The sequence below is a fragment of the Peribacillus saganii genome, from assembly GCF_003429095.1.
GTDB lineage: Bacteria > Bacillota > Bacilli > Bacillales > DSM-1321 > Peribacillus > Peribacillus saganii.
Window position 1 is genome coordinate 14,879 of sequence record NZ_QVTE01000017.1, and the last position, 17,154, is coordinate 32,032.

A 17,154-nucleotide genomic window follows, 5' to 3' on the forward strand; every position below is an offset into this window, starting at 1 on the left:
ATGTTACGACTGTTGACGCATAATGACCTTGATGGGGTAGGCTGCGGCATTCTTGCAAAAGCTGCTTTTGGAAAAGAAGTGGATGTCAGCTATAACTCCATTGACAGCATTAATCATCAAACTGCTATTTTTCTTGATAAAAATAATACAAATGTAGAACTGCTGATCACGGACTTATCCGTGAATGAAGAAAATGAGAAAAAAATAGATGAATTTGTACAATCCGGAGGAAATGCAATTCTCATTGACCACCATAAGTCTGCAGAGCATTTTAACCGTCATCCATGGGCAAGGGTAGATATTACACATGCTGATGGCAGTCCGGCTTCAGCGACATCACTGCTCTATCGGTACTTGCAGGAGAACGGCTACCTTCAGCCTGCACCAGCAATGGACCAATTTGTAGAGCTTGTTCGCCAGTACGATACATGGGAATGGGACAGGCTTAATAATATACATGCTAAACGGCTTAATGATCTCTTCTTCATGTTTTCAATCGAGGATTTTGAAGAGAAAATGCTTCGCAAGCTAGCTGACGGCAATGATTTTGCCTTTGATGAACTTGAAACAAAGCTATTGGAAATAGAAGAAGAACGAGTGGAGCGATACATACGCAGGAAAAAACGCGAGGTATACCAAGCGCAGATTAATGGCTTTTTTGTTGGGATCGTCCATGCTGAGTCTTATCATTCGGAGCTTGGAAATGAATTATCTAAGGAATTCCCATATCTCGATTATATTTCTATAGTCATGCTTGGCCGCAAACGAATGAGCTTAAGGACAATCCATGATGATGTAGATGTATCAGCAATAGCTGCCGAATATGATGGAGGCGGTCACCAAAAGGCAGCTGGCTGTAATCTCACATTAGAGGCTTATCTTCAATTTGTTGAACAAACCTTTCATTCTGAACCTATTCAGCAGGACGCTCATAGAAACAGATACAATCTTAAAGATAACCCTTCAGGAAGTCTTTTTATGAATTCAAATGATGACTTTTTCTTTATTTTCAAAGAACAGGACCACTGGAATTTGCATATCAATCACATCCCGCAGCCAGAACAGTATGATTCCTATGATGAAGTAGAAAAATTTGTGAAAAGGAATTATGCCTCATGGCTGGTTAGGGATGACAGGTTCGTGAAATACCTGCTGAAGTCGCATATGGACTCAAGATTAGTTACACAAGAACAAGAAGGGTATTAATCTGAAAATATCATATATAAAATCAAATATAATCTGGAGGGTGGCTTTTGGAATTCTCTGAGCAACTACAGCAGACATTGCTTTCATTCTTGCCCCTTATCATAATGGCCCTTATAGTAGGTGCTTATTTTTTATACAAAATGAAAAGCAAAAGCAGAATTAGAAGGTAGCGGAAAATCTTAAAGACAAGCCTTGTCACAATTGTTTACTGGCAAGGTTTTTTCGTTGCTTTGCACTTTTTTCTTTTGACTTATTGAAAGGCGGTGGTGGGATGCTTACTTTAATAAAAAATGGATTGGTATACAGTCCTGACTTTATCGGGAAAAAGGACATTCTTATAACTAGTGATAAAATTGGCTATATATTGGATACAATCGAGACGCCAGCTGTCCCCGCCACTATTATTGATGCCGAGGGGAAACTCGTATTTCCAGGTTTTATTGATTCACATATTCACATTATTGGAGCCGGAGGAGAAGAGGGGTTTCATACAAGGACTCCGGAACTGCGCATGACAGATGCTACAACGGCTGGAATAACAACGGTAGTGGGTGTGATTGGAACGGATGGTACCACCCGGACAATGGAAGCACTGCTTGCAAAGGCATATTCGCTTGAAAACGAAGGAATCAGTGCGTTTATTCATACCGGATCCTACCAAGTCCCTGTCAAGACATTATCAGGTAAAATCGAGAATGATATTATGCTGATTGATAAAATAATTGGTGTTGGGGAGGTGGCCATCGCTGATGCGCGGTCCTCTCAGCCGACTTCAAGGGAACTTGCACGAATAGCTTCACTGGCTATGATTTCAGGCAAAGCTTGCGGTGTAAAAGGAGTTGTAAATGTGCATGTCGGTGAGGGGCCAGACCGGTTATCACTTCTGGAAGAGGTAGTCTCCACAACCAATGTGAGCATTACCCAGTTTCATTGTACACATATTAACCGGACAAGGAATTTGTTCGAAGCAGGGATTGAGTATGCTAAACGGGGCGGGTTTGTAGATTTTACTACCTGTACAGATCCAAAATCAATGCAAAAAGAAGTAAAATGTTCAAAAGCATTAAAGGAAATGCTCGAACATGGTGTACCCATCGAACAGATAACCTTTACGTCAGACGGTCAGATCTCTTTGCCTGTTTTCGATGACAATTTAAAACAAGTTGGGTTCAAGGTTGGCAAGCCAGCCACACTCTACCGCGAAGTTAAGGATGCTATCCTAGAGGAGCAGCTGCCAATTGAAACAGCTATTCGCGTCATTACCTCAAACCCTGCCGAAATACTTGGGCTTAATGCGAAAGGATCAATTAAAGAAGGCAAGGATGCAGATGTAGTTATCGTAGACAAAGAGACAATGGTGATTGACACAGTACTCGCAAGAGGAAAAGTAATGGTTCAAGGCGGGGAAGCAGTGGTAAAAGATGTTTTTGAATGGTAGCTTGCAGCGGGTTTGGCGATCTGAACACCCTCCGTTCAGAAACCTACATGTTAACCAGCAAAAAAACCGGCACAGCTTTCCTCAGCTATGCCGGTTTTTTTAGTTAAGACATCTTATGTGGTAAGCGCAGAGCTTCTTTTCGAACTTCTTTTTTCATTCTCGGCAGTCATTTTCTCCCTGTGGTAAACAGCATTGACCTCTCCTCCCAGCACAAGGGCGAGTCCTGTAAAATACAGCCAAAGCATAAGGATTATTACGCCTCCTAGACTTCCGTATGTGGAAGCGTAATTTCCAAAGTGGCTGACATAGAAGGAAAAACCGAGGGAAATCAGCTGCCAAACCAATGTGGCGGTAAGGGCTCCCGGTAATACATGCTTGAATGGGAAATGCTTATTGGGCGCCAGACGGTATAACAAGGCTAGCACAACAACCATTACCGATATGGAAATCGCCCAGCGAAGTACACGGAATAAGATTTCCATGCTGTCCGGAAGGAATAAGAGTTTTTTAATCAGGTCAATGATGACATCCCCAAAGACGGGAAGAACCAAAGCCACAAGAAATGCAACTATCATCCCTAGTGTTAAGCCGATTGAAAGAAGCCGTGTTTTTATGAAGGACCTTGTCTCATCCACATCAAAGGCGAAGTTCATAGCACGTATAAAGGCATTCATCCCATTTGAGGCAGACCAGATGGTGCCCAGAATACCAAAGGTGAGCAAGCCACCGTTCCTCTCGCTTACAATATCAACGACGGTTTCCTCCATAAGGGAAGCCGTTTCAGACGGCAAATAGCTATTAATGAACCCTATCGCTTTTTGCGGGTCAATATTTAAATATGGAACAATAGAAAGCAGCAAAATTAAGATGGGAAATAGAGCGAGCATATAGTAGTAAGCTTGTTCTGCTGCCAGTCCCGTAGCCCTGTCATCTTTCAGTTCCTTTTTAACTTTCTTTCCGATGCCCAACCACCGATTCATCATTCGCATCAGCTCCTATTGTTTGCAAGTGATTTTTTTATCCTTTTCCCGTTTCGAAGGCAGATTAACCGCAAGATCGGGAAATAAAAGCTGTCAATGTTTACAAATGAGCTGGTGTGGCTGCGGAGAAGTAATAATATTACTCTCTCGGATCATTTATTCTATCATTTGTGGACATATATTGAGAGTCTGGGTAAAATTCCTTTATTATTTCTAAATGATTACAATTTAATAAAAAGAAAATTAATTCTTTAAAACTAGTTTGGGAAGTCCAAAAATAGGCTATTTAACACAAGTGTACACCCCAAAAAAACTTAAGGAGTGATTTTCATGGCAAAGAACAATGATGGAAAAATGTCTCGTGAAGAAGCAGGACGCATGGGTGGGGAAGCAACTTCTAGAAATCACGACAAAGAGTTTTACCAGGAAATCGGCCGTAAAGGCGGAGAGGCTACTTCTGACAATCATGACAAAGAGTTCTATCAGGAAATTGGAAAAAAAGGCGGAGAAACAACCGCAGAAAATCACGGTGAGGAATTCTATCAGGAAATCGGCCGTAAAGGCGGAGAGGCTACCTCTGAGAATCATGATAAGGAATTTTATCAGGAGATTGGCCGCAAAGGCGGAGAAGCAACTTCGGACAACCATGATAAAGATTTTTATCGGGAAATTGGTGAAAAGGGCGGCAATGCCCGCGCAAAACAACGTGATAATGACTAAGCTAGTATCGATATAAATAATGATGAACGAAACTCCCCGGTGGTCACAAAGACTGCCGGGGTTTTTCTTGTTCCGTATTACAATCTTAGCCCTTCTTCCTATGCTAGGGCGCTTACGCATTTCTGATAGTAATTTGTTAAAAGGCGTAACAAAAGGACCGGTCAATTGCTTTTTACCAGGATGTGCTGGGGGAAAAATTATTAGTCAAAGGAAGGAAGCTGGCATACTTTGATTTAAATGGCATTTGGCTTGCATTAAATACAGAAGAAGGCATTCAGCGAAATGACATCCACCAATTCTATACACACATTGCCTTTAGTATTGATCCGGGGGATATCAATGAGATGGAAGCAAAGCTTAAGGATCTTGGCGTTAATATCCTGCAGGGCCGGGAAAGAAATGAAAGAGATAAACAATCAATCTACTTCACTGATCCGGATGGACATACATTTGAGTTTCATACAGGAACACTTGAAGACCGGCTTTCCTATTATCGGGATGAAAAGGACCATATGGTTTTCTTTGATTGATGATAGCTTGCCTGCTCTTTGTTTCATTCTATTCGCTGTTTCCGGAAGAGGCCAAAAGGGTAAATAAAAAGAAACAACGATAGGAGGTATATTCAGCATGGTCATCGTTTATCTGAGTGTTTTAATTGTAGTCGGGAGCCTTGTATATTTAGCAATTTCTGCAGTAAGAACTTTTAAGGCTACCAAACCGATATTACAGGATGTGACAGATACAACTGCCCGCATTCAGGCAAAAACCGATACCATTATGCAAGAAAAAGACCGGCTTATGCTAAACCAGCAGCAATTCACGGAAGATATTCAGGAAAAGAAAGAAGTTGTAATGGCCGTAGTTGAAAAAGCCAAGGAGACTCCCGAGCCAATAAAACAGTTTTGGAAAGAGGCAAAACGCAAGCCTGTCACTGCTAATAGCAGACAATAGGCTTAAGGAGAAAAATCCCTTGTCCAGATAATCTCAGGACAAAGGGATTTTTTTGGATATTCGGATCATTTTTTATTGAAGATGATTATTGTTCTCTACTGATTGAATAATACTTTGCAAAAAACATATATCCTCTGAAATTTCTTTTCTAACGCTGTTTACCGGACAGCGTTCAAAATCAGTCTTTAATCGGCTAAGTTCTTTTTTGAAAATTTTTATTTCTTCTTGGTCGTACAATTACGATCACTCCTATAGCTACTGTGCATATTCTAGGCTCAGTATGCTTTTCTCGTCGGAAAATATACACTCATCTGCTCATTAAGTTGTTTAAGTTATCCATCAGAGCTACACGAAGTGGAAAATCAGCAAAATAACACTTCTGTAATAAGGAAGACAAACCGTTACGCAATAGGTAACGATCAAGAAGCCGGTACGGATAAAATGGTCAAATCTTTATGTGAAATTAGTAATTTATACCCTTTAATGAAAACATGTCAAACATCCAGGGGGATATTCACTTCAACCATTAATTGGTACTTCCCTGGGAGCATTGCATATTAATAACACTCCATGGGGAACTCCAGTAAAATGAACTACAGTAGGAGAAATGATCTGCAAATTTAAAGCATGGAATCTTTTACGCTCTTTAACAAGAGGGAAAACGGATCGTCTGAATACATAAGTATCAAAACTCTGCTCTTTTGATGGTCGGATATTAGTGTACCTGATACTGGAATTTTAAAATGATTAGCAAAAAACGCATGGACAGCTCCATGCGTTTTAATCTTTAAAATATAATTAGCCCCGTCCTGAGCCGAATTCAGCTTCTTGCCGGCTTAAAAAAGCGGCACAGTTCAAGCGAAAGCAATTGATTTATTTCTGATTCGTTTATATGGTAGTAACTCCAGGTACCCTTCGTTTCCTTGGAGATTAGGTCAGCATCCAAAAGAATTTTTAAGTGGTATGATAGTTTTGACTGGGTCAGCCCCATAATCTCGGTTAAATCGTAAACACAGATGGATCCTTTTGTGCAAAGCAAATGCAAAATATGCAGTCTTTTCTCATCTGCCAAAGCTTTGAAGCTGCGTTCATAACCTTGGAACCGATTTAGTACGGACGCATTTTCCGGCGTTTCGCTGCCCATTTTTCTTCACCCCATTTTAATCAAATTAAATTGATTTACTTTCATTATTATATCGCAGTACATCAAAGGGAGACAAGAGGGGGAAGAAATTGGCCTTTCTTAAATTCCGTAAAGCTTGCACTTTTCGTATAGACTCGTGTTACTGATATGCAATAGCTTTGCAGCTTCCAGTTTATTTCCTTCTGTAAGATGCAGCCTTTCATAATCGCACGTTTTTCAGCGATTGCAATTAAAAGCCAAATTATTTAGCATTTTTTATGCTTTTAACTATAATACATAATCAACCCAATCAAAACTTAATAAATTGGTTTTCCGTTTTTGGGGAATCAGTTATCTCTGAAAGTCAGTTTTAGATTCTCTAGGGAGATTAGTGATAAATATACGGTTAACCCTTATAGAACTAAGGTAACTAAAAAGGAAAGCGCTCGCAATAAAATGGGAAGTTACTCTTAATCGGAATCTGCATTTCCTTTATGTATAATAATTGGTATAGAAATAATATCCAGCCCATTATTGAGCGTTGAGATTTCATCTTGATGAAGTATAATGGGTAAGGTATGATTAGCGGTTATTATTGCAAGTAACAGAACTTGCGCATGATCTTGAATGTAAAAAGTATAACTGTCTCAACATGTACTGATGACTAGATCCAGCGCCCAGCAACTTTTTTTCCGCAGGAAAATAAAGCCCCGACGCACACGACGTGCTAGTGCCGACGTCGCCACAGGACGTGGCGAACTTAGTCGGCTCCGAATGTTGTGACCAAAGGCCGTCACAACCCTTTGTTGCGGTCAAGTTCCATCCCAACTCAGGTCATAAGCCAATCGCTTCAGAAGGCAAAGAGAGCCTTCCATCAGCGTTCGTCTTATGCTTGCCGGACTTGCACAGGATGTGCTGGCGTCGGCGATTGGCACAGGACGTGCCAGTCATTAGCCGACGTTCCTTTAGTCAGGATGTGGGTCAGAACGGCGAAGACATGCGGACGTGGCGAATTTAGCCGTTCTTCCTCTAAAACAGGGCGCTTGCGCTTTTCTATAAGGAGAGTTAATATGCAATCGGATAAAAATTTTTCTTCTCGTATTGATTATGGACTTGCCCTGATTTTATTTCTTTTATTTCTGACCAGCTGCCTTTCCATTTACAGTGCCCAAACAACCGGGCAATATGGAAGCACGAACTTCCTCTTAAAACAGCTGGTTTTTTACACGGTCGGTACTGGTATCATCTTTGGAGTAATTAGTCTCGACTCGGACCAGCTTAGAAAATTGTCTTGGTATGCGTACGGATTCGGGATAGTGCTGCTGGTTCTTTTAATTATTTCACCGGACAGTCTTGTGCCAAAAATTAATGGAGCCCGCAGCTGGTTTAGGGTTCCACTGATCGGATCGCTTCAGCCTTCAGAGTTTATGAAAGTATTTCTGATTTTGGCATTGGCCAATACGGTTTCCGTCCATAACCAAAACAATCGGATAAAAACCGTTCAAACCGATTTATGGCTTCTGGCTAAAATTGGTCTGATCACATTCCTTCCTATCGGGTTAGTCATGAAACAGCCCGATTTAGGGACATCTCTTGTTTTATTGTCAATTATGCTGGGGATGATTTTTATTTCAGGGATTTCCTGGAAGATTTTGTTCCCTATCTTTGCTACTGGGGTTACGATAATATCGGTGATTTTTTACTTTGTTCTCTGGCATCCAGAAATACTTGAAAAATACCTTGGTGTCGAACAATATAAATTTGACCGTATTTACTCCTGGCTTGATCCATATAATAACGCCGGATCAACTGGATATCAGTTAACGAGGTCACTTCTGGCAATTGGTTCTGGGCAAACAATAGGCAAGGGAGTAGGTTCCAGGGAAGTATACTTACCGGAAAGCCAGACTGACTTCATTTTTAGTGTTATAGGCGAGGAATTTGGATTCCTTGGCTCAAGCATTGTGATTTCCCTGTTCTTTCTGCTGATTTACCACATTACCAAAATCGGTATGGAAACGAAGAACGATTTTTATACGTATCTCTGCGTTGGTGTCATTAGTATGATTACCTTCCACGTTTTCCAGAATGTCGGCATGACGATTGGCGTGCTGCCTATCACAGGTATTCCGCTTCCATTCATCAGTTACGGAGGAAGCTCGCTTTTGGGAAATATGCTTGGTATTGGGTTAATTTTCAGTATCCGTTACCATCATAAAAAGTACATGTTCTCTACTGATACTTAAAGGTTAAATTAAATGTTTTTAGTAAAACAGGTGCAAAATCAAAGGCACCTGTTTTTTTTATTTAAGAATAAAGTACTATTGGAGGGTTTCTACATGCTTTAACTGGGTATTTATTTATGGTAAGAAATGCGGGCAAAGGAGTTACTGGGGGGCTATCAATGAAAAAGCTAAAAGAGAAAAAGAGTGCTAAATACTTTTATATATTGATTTTTCTGATTGCTGTTGTAGTGGTTATTGATATATCAGCATTATTTTTTGAAGTAGATAGCATTCCGCAAAGAATGCTGTATACAGTAATGCATACAGCATTAATCGTAACACTTGTTTTGGCATATCGAAATGTTTGCCTGCTTCAAAAAAGGAATGAGAAGTTAAAAGAACTTTCCTATACAGATGGATTAACAGGAATTCCAAACAGGAGATTTTTCGATGTTTATTATACTGAAACTTGGAAAGAAATGGCGGAGGAAAACCAGCCTCTGACTATTATGATCCTTGACCTCGATTACTTCAAATCATACAACGATACGTATGGCCATTTAGCGGGGGATGATTGTTTAAAAACTGTTGCACGCACCCTAGAAGCTGCTATTGACTATCCTGGGATGGTTTTCCGTTTTGGCGGTGAAGAATTTGTAATAATCCTCCCTCGTACAAGTTATGCAGATGGACAAAAAATGGCGGAGGAATTAAAAAACAACATTAACAAGCTCGGAATCGTTCATGAGAATTCTCTAAAGTCTCCTTACTTAACGGCAAGTCATGGTTTGGCATCTGCGACCCCCTATAATGAGGAGGAGGCCAAGGATTTGCTTCAGCTGGCGGATGATATGTTATATGAGGTAAAGAGAGGAAGAACAGATCTGGTAAATTCGCAGGCAGTTCAATAGTCAGCAAAACAAGGAAAGCAAAGTTATATAAATTACATAATCGCCCAATGCATTTCATGCGCGTAAAAAGCAGTTAAAGGATAGGATGCTTCCGTCTCTCCTTCAACTGCTTTTTGGTGCCTGCCAAGGATTGTACCGATGACTTGAAATAGATTGAAGTGATAATGAAAATCATTTACAATTATATATAATACAATTAATACAGCATAATTCAACAGCAGGCGGAGGGATTTAAGCATATGGACCCCTTATTGGGACCTTCTGAAATCGGTTATCTTTCAAGGAATTTTCGCTTTACCACACATGCATCGAGGATGCAAAATGGATCCGTTAACGCACTGGAATTATGGGATACAGAAAAATGCCTGTCTTATATAAAAGACCTAAAGGATGTATTTCAGTCACCTTCTGACATTGTCACAGCCTCACAATTTTCGAAAAGGTACAGCTTTTTGACTACCGCTCCAGTTTTATATGCTATGTCTGTTTTTTCAAAAGGGTTGAATTCAACAATAGAGAATACTCAGATTGAGGCTGAATATTTGTGTGATCAATGGGTGCCTAACCTGCGGTTACTGGACTTAAGTGTAAGCGAGCCGGATCAAAATCATTCCGAATGGAGAGAAAAGGTCCTTACGGAGCTCTTTGCCGGCAATATTACAAAAATATGGCATTCTCTTTCGGCAGCAACCAGAATTCCTAAAGCTATTTTGTGGGAAAACACCGCGGTTTATGTCTTCTGGCTATATGAAAAGAAAATAGGGGAAAAGCTCGATTTAAAAGCAAATACCCGTACGCAGGAGGATTTGCTTTATTTGATTAAAGATGCACCAGGGCATGTTTTCGGGGAAAAGGAAAATCCTCTGAAAAGATACTGCCCTGAAGCTGGCGTTAATCAATCAATCCGAATCCGGAAAACGTGTTGCCTATACCACGAACTGGCTGGCAGCAAGGACTTCTGTTCCAATTGCCCTAAAGGGAACTGTGCGTTTCGAAGTAAAAAAAACGCAGAAACTAATTGCAATAATCTTCCGTCCACCAAGAGTCAATAAGCTGTATCTTTCCTCCTTCCAAAGCCAAGAATAGAGGTAAGGGGGTGGAAACTATGGCTAAAGATGTTCTTTGTGAAGTAAATAATTGCAGCTATTGGGCCTCTGGAAATAAGTGCAGCGCTGATTCTATTTATGTAGTAAGCCATAAAGGGAAACAGGCTTCTACTACGGAGGAAACAGATTGCAAAACATTTGAACCGCAAGTCTAAAAGCGTTTTTAATTACACCTAAAAAACCCGGCCAATTTTTCCTGGCCGGGTTTGTGTTTTTAAGAAAGTATTACGTTTTTAACTAGATGTCTAGCTCCATCCGCCAGCAACTTTTTCGGAGGAAAATAAAACCCCGACGCACAGGAGTGCTAGTGCCGACGACACTACAGGGCGTGGCGATCTTAGACCGCCGAGGTTTCTTTTTCACGCCGTTTTTGCTCTTGCAGAGCGTTTGCGCTTTTATTGCATAATTTTTTCTAGATCATCAAGCATAATGTTTGCAGCGAGCACCCCGCCAGCAGTATTCCAGGTCGCATCACTAACTTCGTGGGCATTTCCATTTTTTACAACATCAAGATTCTTCCAAAGCGGATCTTCTGTCCATTCTTTTGCAGTATTCAATGCTTCTTTATCCCCTTGTGGAGCATATGTGAAGTAGAAAAGGATATCGCCATCCATTTTCGGTAATACTTCTTTTCCAACATCGATCGCAAGTTTACCTAGTTTATTTTCTGGGGTAAACAGCTCTTCCTGTTCTTTGACGCGTTTAAATCCTAATTGGTCAAAAATAATCCCGGAAAATGAATCAGTATAGTATATTCGAGTTTTGCCAGCCATAAATCTTACAACAGACACTTCTTGATTGACCTTATCGCCCAGTTTTTGTTTTACTTCTTCAACATGTGCATCAAAATCGCTTAACACTTTAGTTCCCTCATCTTCGAGATTAAGCGCCTTAGAGTATAGCTTAAAGTTCTCTTTCCAATCTCCCCGTAATGTTTCTGAAAAGACTGTAGGGGCAATCGAACTTAATTGTTCATATACAGCTTCTTGCCTTAATTTGTTCCCGATAATTAAATCCGGTTTTAACGCTGCAATTTTCTCTAAATTTACTTCTCCTTCAACTCCGACCACTTCTACATCATCCATATCATCTTTTATATGGTCGTACCAAGGATCGCCAAGCCAGGATTGAACAGCACCAACCGGTTTTACTCCTAAAGCGAGTAATGCCTCTGTACCCTCGTTTGTTAGAACGACAACTTTTTCAGGCTTCTTTTCCAGAGTAGCAGTTCCCATTGCATGTTCTACAGTGTAACTTGTATCCGCTGTTTTTTTGTCCGCTTGATTGCTGGCAGCTGGCTTTTCCGATGTATTTCCACAAGCTGCAAGAAGGATTAATGCAAATAACGAAATGATGGTAAAAGAAAGTTTAAAACCTTTCATGTTATGTATCCTCCTAAAAAATATAAATGATAACCGTTTTCAGTTACAAATTTATCTTAAAACGCTTAACCATCTATGTCAATAATAAAATGATAATGATTTTCATCTTCATTTATAAAAGAAAAAGATGCTGGTAATTGAAAATGATTTTCATTGACAGAGTTAGACGGTTACCATAGACTGAAAACTGAAAAAGAATCTTTCAATATTTTGGTGGAAGGATTATATAGGTATGCTTTTGAAAAATACAGGACAGAGATGGAATGGACTCCTTTTAGGAACTATATTTTTGCTATTTTTAATGTGTGCTAGTGTTGTTTATGGATATACAGATACCACGTGGAAGATGGCTATTGATGCCTTCACTGCGTTTGATGGTTCAAATGAACATATTATTATTCAGTCGGTAAGATTGCCCCGGTCATTAATTGCTGCTGCGGTGGGTGCAAGTTTAGCTATTTCAGGTGTTCTAATGCAGACATTAACAAAAAATCCGTTAGCATCACCTGACATCATCGGAATAAATGCCGGAGCAGGTATGGCTGTCGTAATAGCCGTAACTGTGTTCAGTGCTGGCAATTTGCAATTGTTCACTTGGTTATCATTTGCGGGGGCAGCTATAGCTGCAATAAGTGTTTATTTCATTGGCTCCTACGGAAGGGAAGGATTAACCCCGATGAAGCTTACTCTAGCAGGAGCAGCCATGACCGCGCTGTTTGCATCCTTAACCCAGGGACTTCTTGTATTAAATGAAGCTGCCTTGGAGCAGGTACTGTTTTGGCTGGCTGGATCAGTTTCCGGCCGCAAGCTTGATAATTTAACAGCTGTGCTTCCATATTTGGCAGCGGGAGGGGCTATTGCTTTTCTGATTGCTGCAAAGCTGAATGTTTTATCAATGGGCGAGGACGTAGCAAAAGGCCTTGGTGTAAACACTGGACTCTTAAAAATAATCATCGGGATGATTGTTATCGTTCTGTCAGGCGGAGCAGTAGCCGTTGCAGGTCCAATAGGATTCATAGGTATTGTGGTACCGCATCTAACACGTTTCATTGTCGGCATTGACCATAGGTGGGTTATTCCGTGTTCCGGCATATTGGGCGGGGTATTGCTCCTTGTGGCTGATATAGCGTCCAGATACATTTTGATGCCTCAGGAAGTCCCAGTTGGTGTAATGACAGCGGTTATCGGAACCCCCTTCTTCATTTATATCGCGAGAAAGGGGTTTAATGGGTAATGGGGCAATACAAAATCTTTCGGCCGTTTAAAGGGAATATTTCCTTCTTAATTGATAAAAAGGCATTACTCGTTTTCATTGCACTCCTTGCCGGCGCATTGTCTGTCTTTCTGATTAGTGTCGGTTTAGGTGAATTAAAGCTCAGTCCTCTTACGGTGCTGCAAGTATTATTCGGCGGGGGAACGGAAATGGACCGCCTTGTTATCAACTCATTCCGTTTGCCAAGAATAATTGTAGCTGCAATGGCTGGAATGGGATTAGCAGTCGCTGGAGGGTTGCTGCAGGGGATGATCCGGAATCCGCTTGCTTCTCCAGACATCTTGGGAATTACCGGAGGTGCAGCGGTTGCGGTAGTCGGCTTTTTAGCCATTTTCAGTGATAAAAATCATGTACTCACAGTCAGTGTTAAATGGATGCCTGTTGCTGCATTTGTAGGGGCGGCAATTATCGCGTTTCTTATTTATATGTTCGCTTGGAACAAAGGAGTTTCTCCTGTCCGCCTTGTACTCATAGGAATCGGCATGATGGGATTAACCAAGGCTTTAACAACCTTGATGATGCTTTTGGGACCGATCTATCAGACCAGTCAGGCAAACATGTGGATTACTGGAACAGTATACGGTTCAACGTGGAGAAACGTGGCTGTTTTAGTACCATGGATATTGGTGCTTACAGCGTTTGCCTTTATATACGCACGCAATGTAAATATTCAAGAACTCGGTGATGAGGTAGCGACAGGTTTAGGAGGACTAGTACAACGGCAACGGTTCACGTTATTAATGCTTAGTACGGGCCTTATTGCTGGATCCGTTGCTTTTGCCGGCGGAATCGGTTTCGTAGGACTGATGGCGCCGCACATGGCCAGACGAATGGTTGGATCAGCTTTTGGAGCGTTGTTGCCTGTGTCAGCATTATTGGGAGGAATAATCGTAATGCTAGCTGATTTGGCAGGCCGAGTATTATTTTCTCCTTTGGAAGTACCTGCTGGTGTTTTTACTGCATGTATAGGAGCACCATATTTTATTTACCTATTATTTAAAACCAGGAATGCTTAGAAAAGCGGAAGCGCCCTGGTCAGCCCTGACAGCATAAGACAAGCGGTGACAGAAGGCGCCTTTTGCCTTCCGAAGTGATTGGCTTATGACCAAGGTTGTGACGGCTCTTAGTCACAACATTCGAGGGGCTGGGCGCTGGAGCTAGACAGCATAGAAAAGCGGAAGCGCCCTCAAAAAGGAACGTCGGCTAAGGTCTAGGACGTCCGGTGCGCCGGGGCTTTATTTTCCTGAGGAAAAAAAGTTGCTGGGCACTGTAGCTAGACATCGGTACATGTTAAAAATGCAATATTTACATCTTTGAAAAAGGAGCGGGCATTATTGGAACTTTCAATTGAAACAAATAACCTGACACTTTCATATGGGGATTCGGTGGTTATAAATGAACTTAATCTTGAGATTCCAAAAGGAGAAATTACAGTATTTATCGGGGGAAATGGCTGCGGGAAATCTACAATTTTGCGTTCCATTGCCCGGCTTCTTAAACCTAGTTCAGGGGCAGTACTGCTGGAAGGGCAGAAGATAGCCAAGCTTTCTACAAAGGATGTAGCTCAAAAAATGGCGATATTGCCACAATCTCCAACAGCTCCGGAAGGTCTTACGGTACTTCAGTTGGTGAAGCAGGGCCGATATCCGTATCAATCGTGGCTGAAACAGTGGTCCATAGAAGACGAAACTAAGGTAAGATATGCTTTAAAAGCAACGGGGCTTGAAGAGCTGAAAGATCGCACAGTCGATTCATTGTCTGGGGGACAGAGGCAGCGTGCGTGGATAGCAATGACTCTTGCCCAGGACACGGATATTCTTTTATTGGATGAACCGACCACCTATTTAGATATGACTCATCAGATTGAAATTCTCGATTTGCTATTCGAGCTTAATGAGAAGGAGCAAAGAACAATTGTAATGGTTCTTCATGATCTTAACCTTGCTTGCCGCTATGCGCATAATATCGTTGCGATTAAAGATCAAGGAATTTATGCCCAAGGCAAACCAGAGCATGTAATTAACTGTAATCTAGTGAAGAGCGTGTTCAGCATGGATTGTGAAGTGACGGTGGACCCATTATTTGGAACGCCGTTGTGTATCCCTTATGGAAAAGGAAGATGCATTCTTAAGGGTCAGTGAATACTATGATAATAGAAGATATGATTAAATTGGACCTATTTTGATAGGTCTTTATTTACGAAGCATAGCTTTTCAAAGATTGCAGATGTCTAGTTCTTCCGCCAGTTTTTCGTACAGGAGAAGGAACGCTTCGGCAGCGAAGTATCACACGAAACAAAAGCTGCACTTTGTGACGATGCACTGACGTTGATGCCGGACGGAGGTTGAAATGGCCTTAGATTTCATCCCTGCCAGAACTTATTCCACATTTCTTAAGGCAGGGCTTAACACGGCGATTGCCTTTTTCTAAATAATCTTCATATTCAAATATCAGGAATGATGCTAAAATGGATCTGTCGAAATTTAGATTTATTTCTATATTAAAATAATAAAGCGTTTTCAGGGGGCGTTTTATGGAGCAGGCAATGAGAAATTTCTTTCTCTTCCTTTCTAAAAATAGAAGTTTAACAAGAATGGCAAAAAAATATGGCTTGAAATTTGGGGCTGCCAGATTTGTTGCGGGAGAAACTGTTGAAAAAGCAGCAGCAGTTATCCAGAATCTAAATAAGCAAGGCCTTGCAGTGACAATTGATTATTTAGGGGAATTTGTCGATAATGAGCGCGAAGCAGATGAAATGGCTGACAACTCAATCAAGGCCATTGAAGCAATCGGCAAACAAAAACTGAATTCCCAGCTATCATTGAAAATGACCTCAATGGGACTTGATATTTCCGATGAAGTAGTTATGAGGAACATGCGCCGCATACTTGAAGCAGCAAAGAAAAATCATGTATTTGTAACCATTGATATGGAGGATTTTTCAAGGTGCCAAAAGAGTCTAGATATTTTTAAAAGGCTTAAATCCGAATACGATAACGTCGGTACGGTTATCCAGGCATACCTGTACAGGACAGTAAATGATATTAAAGATCTTAATGAATTTCATCCAAATTTGAGGCTGGTAAAAGGAGCCTATAAAGAATCTCCTGAAGTGGCCTTTCCTGAAAAAAAGGATGTAGACGACAACTTTAAAACCATTATTAAAATGCATTTGCTCAATGGAAACTATACAGCTGTCGCCACACATGATGATGCAATGATCGAATATACAAAACAGCTGGTAAAAGATCATAATATTTCTAATGACCAATTTGAGTTCCAGATGTTATATGGCATTCGGTCAGAAAGACAGCTGGAATTGGTTAAGGAAGGCTATAAAATGCGAGTGTATGTACCTTATGGGACGGATTGGTACGGATACTTCATGCGCCGCCTGGCAGAAAGACCGGCAAACGTAGCATTTGTGCTTAAGGGAATGTTCAAGTAATAAATTACGTTTTCTTTCTTGGAACTATCACCAGGATGAATGATTAAAAGCAGAGACCCGTATCACTTTTAATAGTAAATACGGGTCTTCTGCGGATTTATCAACATGCGGGCATTTTATGGAATAAATTTAATTTTCAATATAAGTCTTGCGGAAAAGAGAGGAATTTTTCCGGAAAAACTTTTATAATCACAGATTAAATTTATTTTCACGGAAATAACATTTTGTGACAGCAGGTTGTCTTCTTTTGACCTAGCCCTACTTTTTAAACTGGTTGTTCTGGCTGTTTACTTTTTTCGGTCCTTCTCGTTCCGCATGGGGACCTGCATTTCCCTTCACGCTTGCAGCGCTGACGCCTGACTTAGAAGGATTCTTTTTTAGTCTGGCCATT

At 40.9% G+C, this 17,154-nt stretch carries 19 protein-coding genes; 13 read left to right on the top strand and 6 right to left on the bottom strand.

Going from position 1 to position 17,154, the window contains the following annotated elements; translation table 11 throughout:
* Together D0469_RS07700 and iadA are read left to right on the top strand one after the other, a co-directional pair.
* Complete coding sequence (locus tag D0469_RS07700; protein WP_117326058.1) at positions 1 to 1,206, top strand: DHH family phosphoesterase; 1,206 nt, start codon at positions 1 to 3, stop codon at positions 1,204 to 1,206.
* Between the two features lie 271 nt (positions 1,207 to 1,477).
* Entirely contained in the window at positions 1,478 to 2,644 is a 1,167-nt protein-coding gene (gene iadA / locus D0469_RS07705; RefSeq protein ID WP_117326059.1) for a beta-aspartyl-peptidase, read from the top strand.
* 113 nt (positions 2,645 to 2,757) lie between these two features.
* Here the strand turns inward: iadA and D0469_RS07710 are convergent, their stop codons facing one another.
* Positions 2,758 to 3,624 (bottom strand): YihY/virulence factor BrkB family protein, encoded by an 867-nt coding sequence (locus D0469_RS07710; RefSeq protein WP_117326269.1) that lies wholly within the window; start codon positions 3,622 to 3,624, stop codon positions 2,758 to 2,760.
* A 330-nt stretch (positions 3,625 to 3,954) separates the two neighbouring features.
* Between D0469_RS07710 and gsiB the strand changes: the two genes are divergently transcribed.
* The 3 genes from gsiB (at position 3,955) to D0469_RS07725 (ending at position 5,295) form a co-directional block, all read left to right on the top strand.
* On the top strand, positions 3,955 to 4,344 hold the full coding sequence (gene gsiB / locus D0469_RS07715; protein ID WP_117326060.1) for a glucose starvation-inducible protein GsiB: 390 nt from the start codon (positions 3,955 to 3,957) through the stop codon (positions 4,342 to 4,344).
* A 164-nt stretch (positions 4,345 to 4,508) separates the two neighbouring features.
* Positions 4,509 to 4,874 (top strand): metallothiol transferase FosB, encoded by a 366-nt coding sequence (fosB, locus tag D0469_RS07720; protein ID WP_117326061.1) that lies wholly within the window; start codon positions 4,509 to 4,511, stop codon positions 4,872 to 4,874.
* Positions 4,875 to 4,971: 97 nt separating this feature from the next.
* Positions 4,972 to 5,295, top strand: coding sequence for a DUF948 domain-containing protein (locus D0469_RS07725; RefSeq protein ID WP_117326062.1), 324 nt, complete (start codon positions 4,972 to 4,974; stop codon positions 5,293 to 5,295).
* A 72-nt stretch (positions 5,296 to 5,367) separates the two neighbouring features.
* Here the strand turns inward: D0469_RS07725 and D0469_RS21020 are convergent, their stop codons facing one another.
* On the bottom strand, positions 5,368 to 5,532 hold the full coding sequence (locus D0469_RS21020) for a hypothetical protein (protein ID WP_158553386.1): 165 nt from the start codon (positions 5,530 to 5,532) through the stop codon (positions 5,368 to 5,370).
* A 583-nt stretch (positions 5,533 to 6,115) separates the two neighbouring features.
* Positions 6,116 to 6,439, bottom strand: coding sequence for an ArsR/SmtB family transcription factor (locus tag D0469_RS07730; protein ID WP_117326064.1), 324 nt, complete (start codon positions 6,437 to 6,439; stop codon positions 6,116 to 6,118).
* 1,049 nt (positions 6,440 to 7,488) lie between these two features.
* Between D0469_RS07730 and D0469_RS07735 the strand changes: the two genes are divergently transcribed.
* Together D0469_RS07735 and D0469_RS07740 are read left to right on the top strand one after the other, a co-directional pair.
* Positions 7,489 to 8,664 carry an FtsW/RodA/SpoVE family cell cycle protein gene (locus tag D0469_RS07735; protein WP_117326066.1) on the top strand — a complete coding sequence of 392 codons (1,176 nt, stop codon included), beginning with the start codon at positions 7,489 to 7,491 and terminating at the stop codon, positions 8,662 to 8,664.
* A 158-nt stretch (positions 8,665 to 8,822) separates the two neighbouring features.
* Positions 8,823 to 9,554, top strand: coding sequence for a GGDEF domain-containing protein (locus D0469_RS07740; protein ID WP_158553387.1), 732 nt, complete (start codon positions 8,823 to 8,825; stop codon positions 9,552 to 9,554).
* 32 nt (positions 9,555 to 9,586) lie between these two features.
* Here the strand turns inward: D0469_RS07740 and D0469_RS07745 are convergent, their stop codons facing one another.
* Positions 9,587 to 9,793: a hypothetical protein gene (locus D0469_RS07745; protein WP_117326070.1), complete on the bottom strand. Its 207-nt coding sequence runs from the start codon at positions 9,791 to 9,793 to the stop codon at positions 9,587 to 9,589.
* Between D0469_RS07745 and D0469_RS07750 the strand changes: the two genes are divergently transcribed.
* Positions 9,794 to 10,606, top strand: a complete 813-nt coding sequence (locus D0469_RS07750; RefSeq protein ID WP_233522983.1) for an IucA/IucC family C-terminal-domain containing protein — start codon at positions 9,794 to 9,796, stop codon at positions 10,604 to 10,606. It abuts the gene before it with no gap.
* Between the two features lie 53 nt (positions 10,607 to 10,659).
* Positions 10,660 to 10,815 (top strand): DUF1540 domain-containing protein, encoded by a 156-nt coding sequence (locus D0469_RS07755; protein ID WP_117326071.1) that lies wholly within the window; start codon positions 10,660 to 10,662, stop codon positions 10,813 to 10,815.
* A 240-nt stretch (positions 10,816 to 11,055) separates the two neighbouring features.
* On the opposite strand, the gene D0469_RS07760 is transcribed toward D0469_RS07755, so the two are convergent.
* Positions 11,056 to 12,042 (bottom strand): ABC transporter substrate-binding protein, encoded by a 987-nt coding sequence (locus D0469_RS07760; protein WP_117326072.1) that lies wholly within the window; start codon positions 12,040 to 12,042, stop codon positions 11,056 to 11,058.
* A 232-nt stretch (positions 12,043 to 12,274) separates the two neighbouring features.
* Between D0469_RS07760 and D0469_RS07765 the strand changes: the two genes are divergently transcribed.
* The 4 genes from D0469_RS07765 (at position 12,275) to D0469_RS07780 (ending at position 16,763) form a co-directional block, all read left to right on the top strand.
* Entirely contained in the window at positions 12,275 to 13,276 is a 1,002-nt protein-coding gene (locus tag D0469_RS07765; RefSeq protein ID WP_117326074.1) for a FecCD family ABC transporter permease, read from the top strand.
* Positions 13,276 to 14,331, top strand: coding sequence for a FecCD family ABC transporter permease (locus D0469_RS07770; RefSeq protein ID WP_117326076.1), 1,056 nt, complete (start codon positions 13,276 to 13,278; stop codon positions 14,329 to 14,331). Before D0469_RS07765 ends, D0469_RS07770 begins: the two co-directional genes overlap by 1 nt.
* Positions 14,332 to 14,649: 318 nt before the next feature.
* Positions 14,650 to 15,456 carry an ABC transporter ATP-binding protein gene (locus tag D0469_RS07775; RefSeq protein WP_117326077.1) on the top strand — a complete coding sequence of 269 codons (807 nt, stop codon included), beginning with the start codon at positions 14,650 to 14,652 and terminating at the stop codon, positions 15,454 to 15,456.
* A 392-nt stretch (positions 15,457 to 15,848) separates the two neighbouring features.
* On the top strand, positions 15,849 to 16,763 hold the full coding sequence (locus tag D0469_RS07780; RefSeq protein WP_117326079.1) for a proline dehydrogenase family protein: 915 nt from the start codon (positions 15,849 to 15,851) through the stop codon (positions 16,761 to 16,763).
* Positions 16,764 to 17,021: 258 nt separating this feature from the next.
* Here the strand turns inward: D0469_RS07780 and D0469_RS07785 are convergent, their stop codons facing one another.
* Positions 17,022 to 17,153 (bottom strand): YuzL family protein, encoded by a 132-nt coding sequence (locus tag D0469_RS07785; RefSeq protein ID WP_117326272.1) that lies wholly within the window; start codon positions 17,151 to 17,153, stop codon positions 17,022 to 17,024.
* Position 17,154 lies beyond the last annotated feature (1 nt).

Coding starts and splice junctions, on each gene's coding strand:
- D0469_RS07770 (WP_117326076.1), top strand. CDS start 13,276: ATGGGGCAATACAAAATCTTTCGGCCGTTTAAAGGGAATATTTCCTTC.
- D0469_RS07745 (WP_117326070.1), bottom strand. CDS start 9,793: ATGCTTAAATCCCTCCGCCTGCTGTTGAATTATGCTGTATTAATTGTA.
- D0469_RS07730 (WP_117326064.1), bottom strand. CDS start 6,439: ATGGGCAGCGAAACGCCGGAAAATGCGTCCGTACTAAATCGGTTCCAA.
- D0469_RS07765 (WP_117326074.1), top strand. CDS start 12,275: ATGCTTTTGAAAAATACAGGACAGAGATGGAATGGACTCCTTTTAGGA.
- D0469_RS07735 (WP_117326066.1), top strand. CDS start 7,489: ATGCAATCGGATAAAAATTTTTCTTCTCGTATTGATTATGGACTTGCC.
- D0469_RS07740 (WP_158553387.1), top strand. CDS start 8,823: ATGAAAAAGCTAAAAGAGAAAAAGAGTGCTAAATACTTTTATATATTG.
- iadA (WP_117326059.1), top strand. CDS start 1,478: ATGCTTACTTTAATAAAAAATGGATTGGTATACAGTCCTGACTTTATC.
- D0469_RS07785 (WP_117326272.1), bottom strand. CDS start 17,153: ATGGCCAGACTAAAAAAGAATCCTTCTAAGTCAGGCGTCAGCGCTGCA.
- D0469_RS07725 (WP_117326062.1), top strand. CDS start 4,972: ATGGTCATCGTTTATCTGAGTGTTTTAATTGTAGTCGGGAGCCTTGTA.
- D0469_RS07750 (WP_233522983.1), top strand. CDS start 9,794: ATGGACCCCTTATTGGGACCTTCTGAAATCGGTTATCTTTCAAGGAAT.
- D0469_RS07700 (WP_117326058.1), top strand. CDS start 1: ATGTTACGACTGTTGACGCATAATGACCTTGATGGGGTAGGCTGCGGC.
- gsiB (WP_117326060.1), top strand. CDS start 3,955: ATGGCAAAGAACAATGATGGAAAAATGTCTCGTGAAGAAGCAGGACGC.
- D0469_RS07780 (WP_117326079.1), top strand. CDS start 15,849: ATGGAGCAGGCAATGAGAAATTTCTTTCTCTTCCTTTCTAAAAATAGA.
- D0469_RS07760 (WP_117326072.1), bottom strand. CDS start 12,042: ATGAAAGGTTTTAAACTTTCTTTTACCATCATTTCGTTATTTGCATTA.
- D0469_RS07710 (WP_117326269.1), bottom strand. CDS start 3,624: ATGAATCGGTGGTTGGGCATCGGAAAGAAAGTTAAAAAGGAACTGAAA.
- D0469_RS07755 (WP_117326071.1), top strand. CDS start 10,660: ATGGCTAAAGATGTTCTTTGTGAAGTAAATAATTGCAGCTATTGGGCC.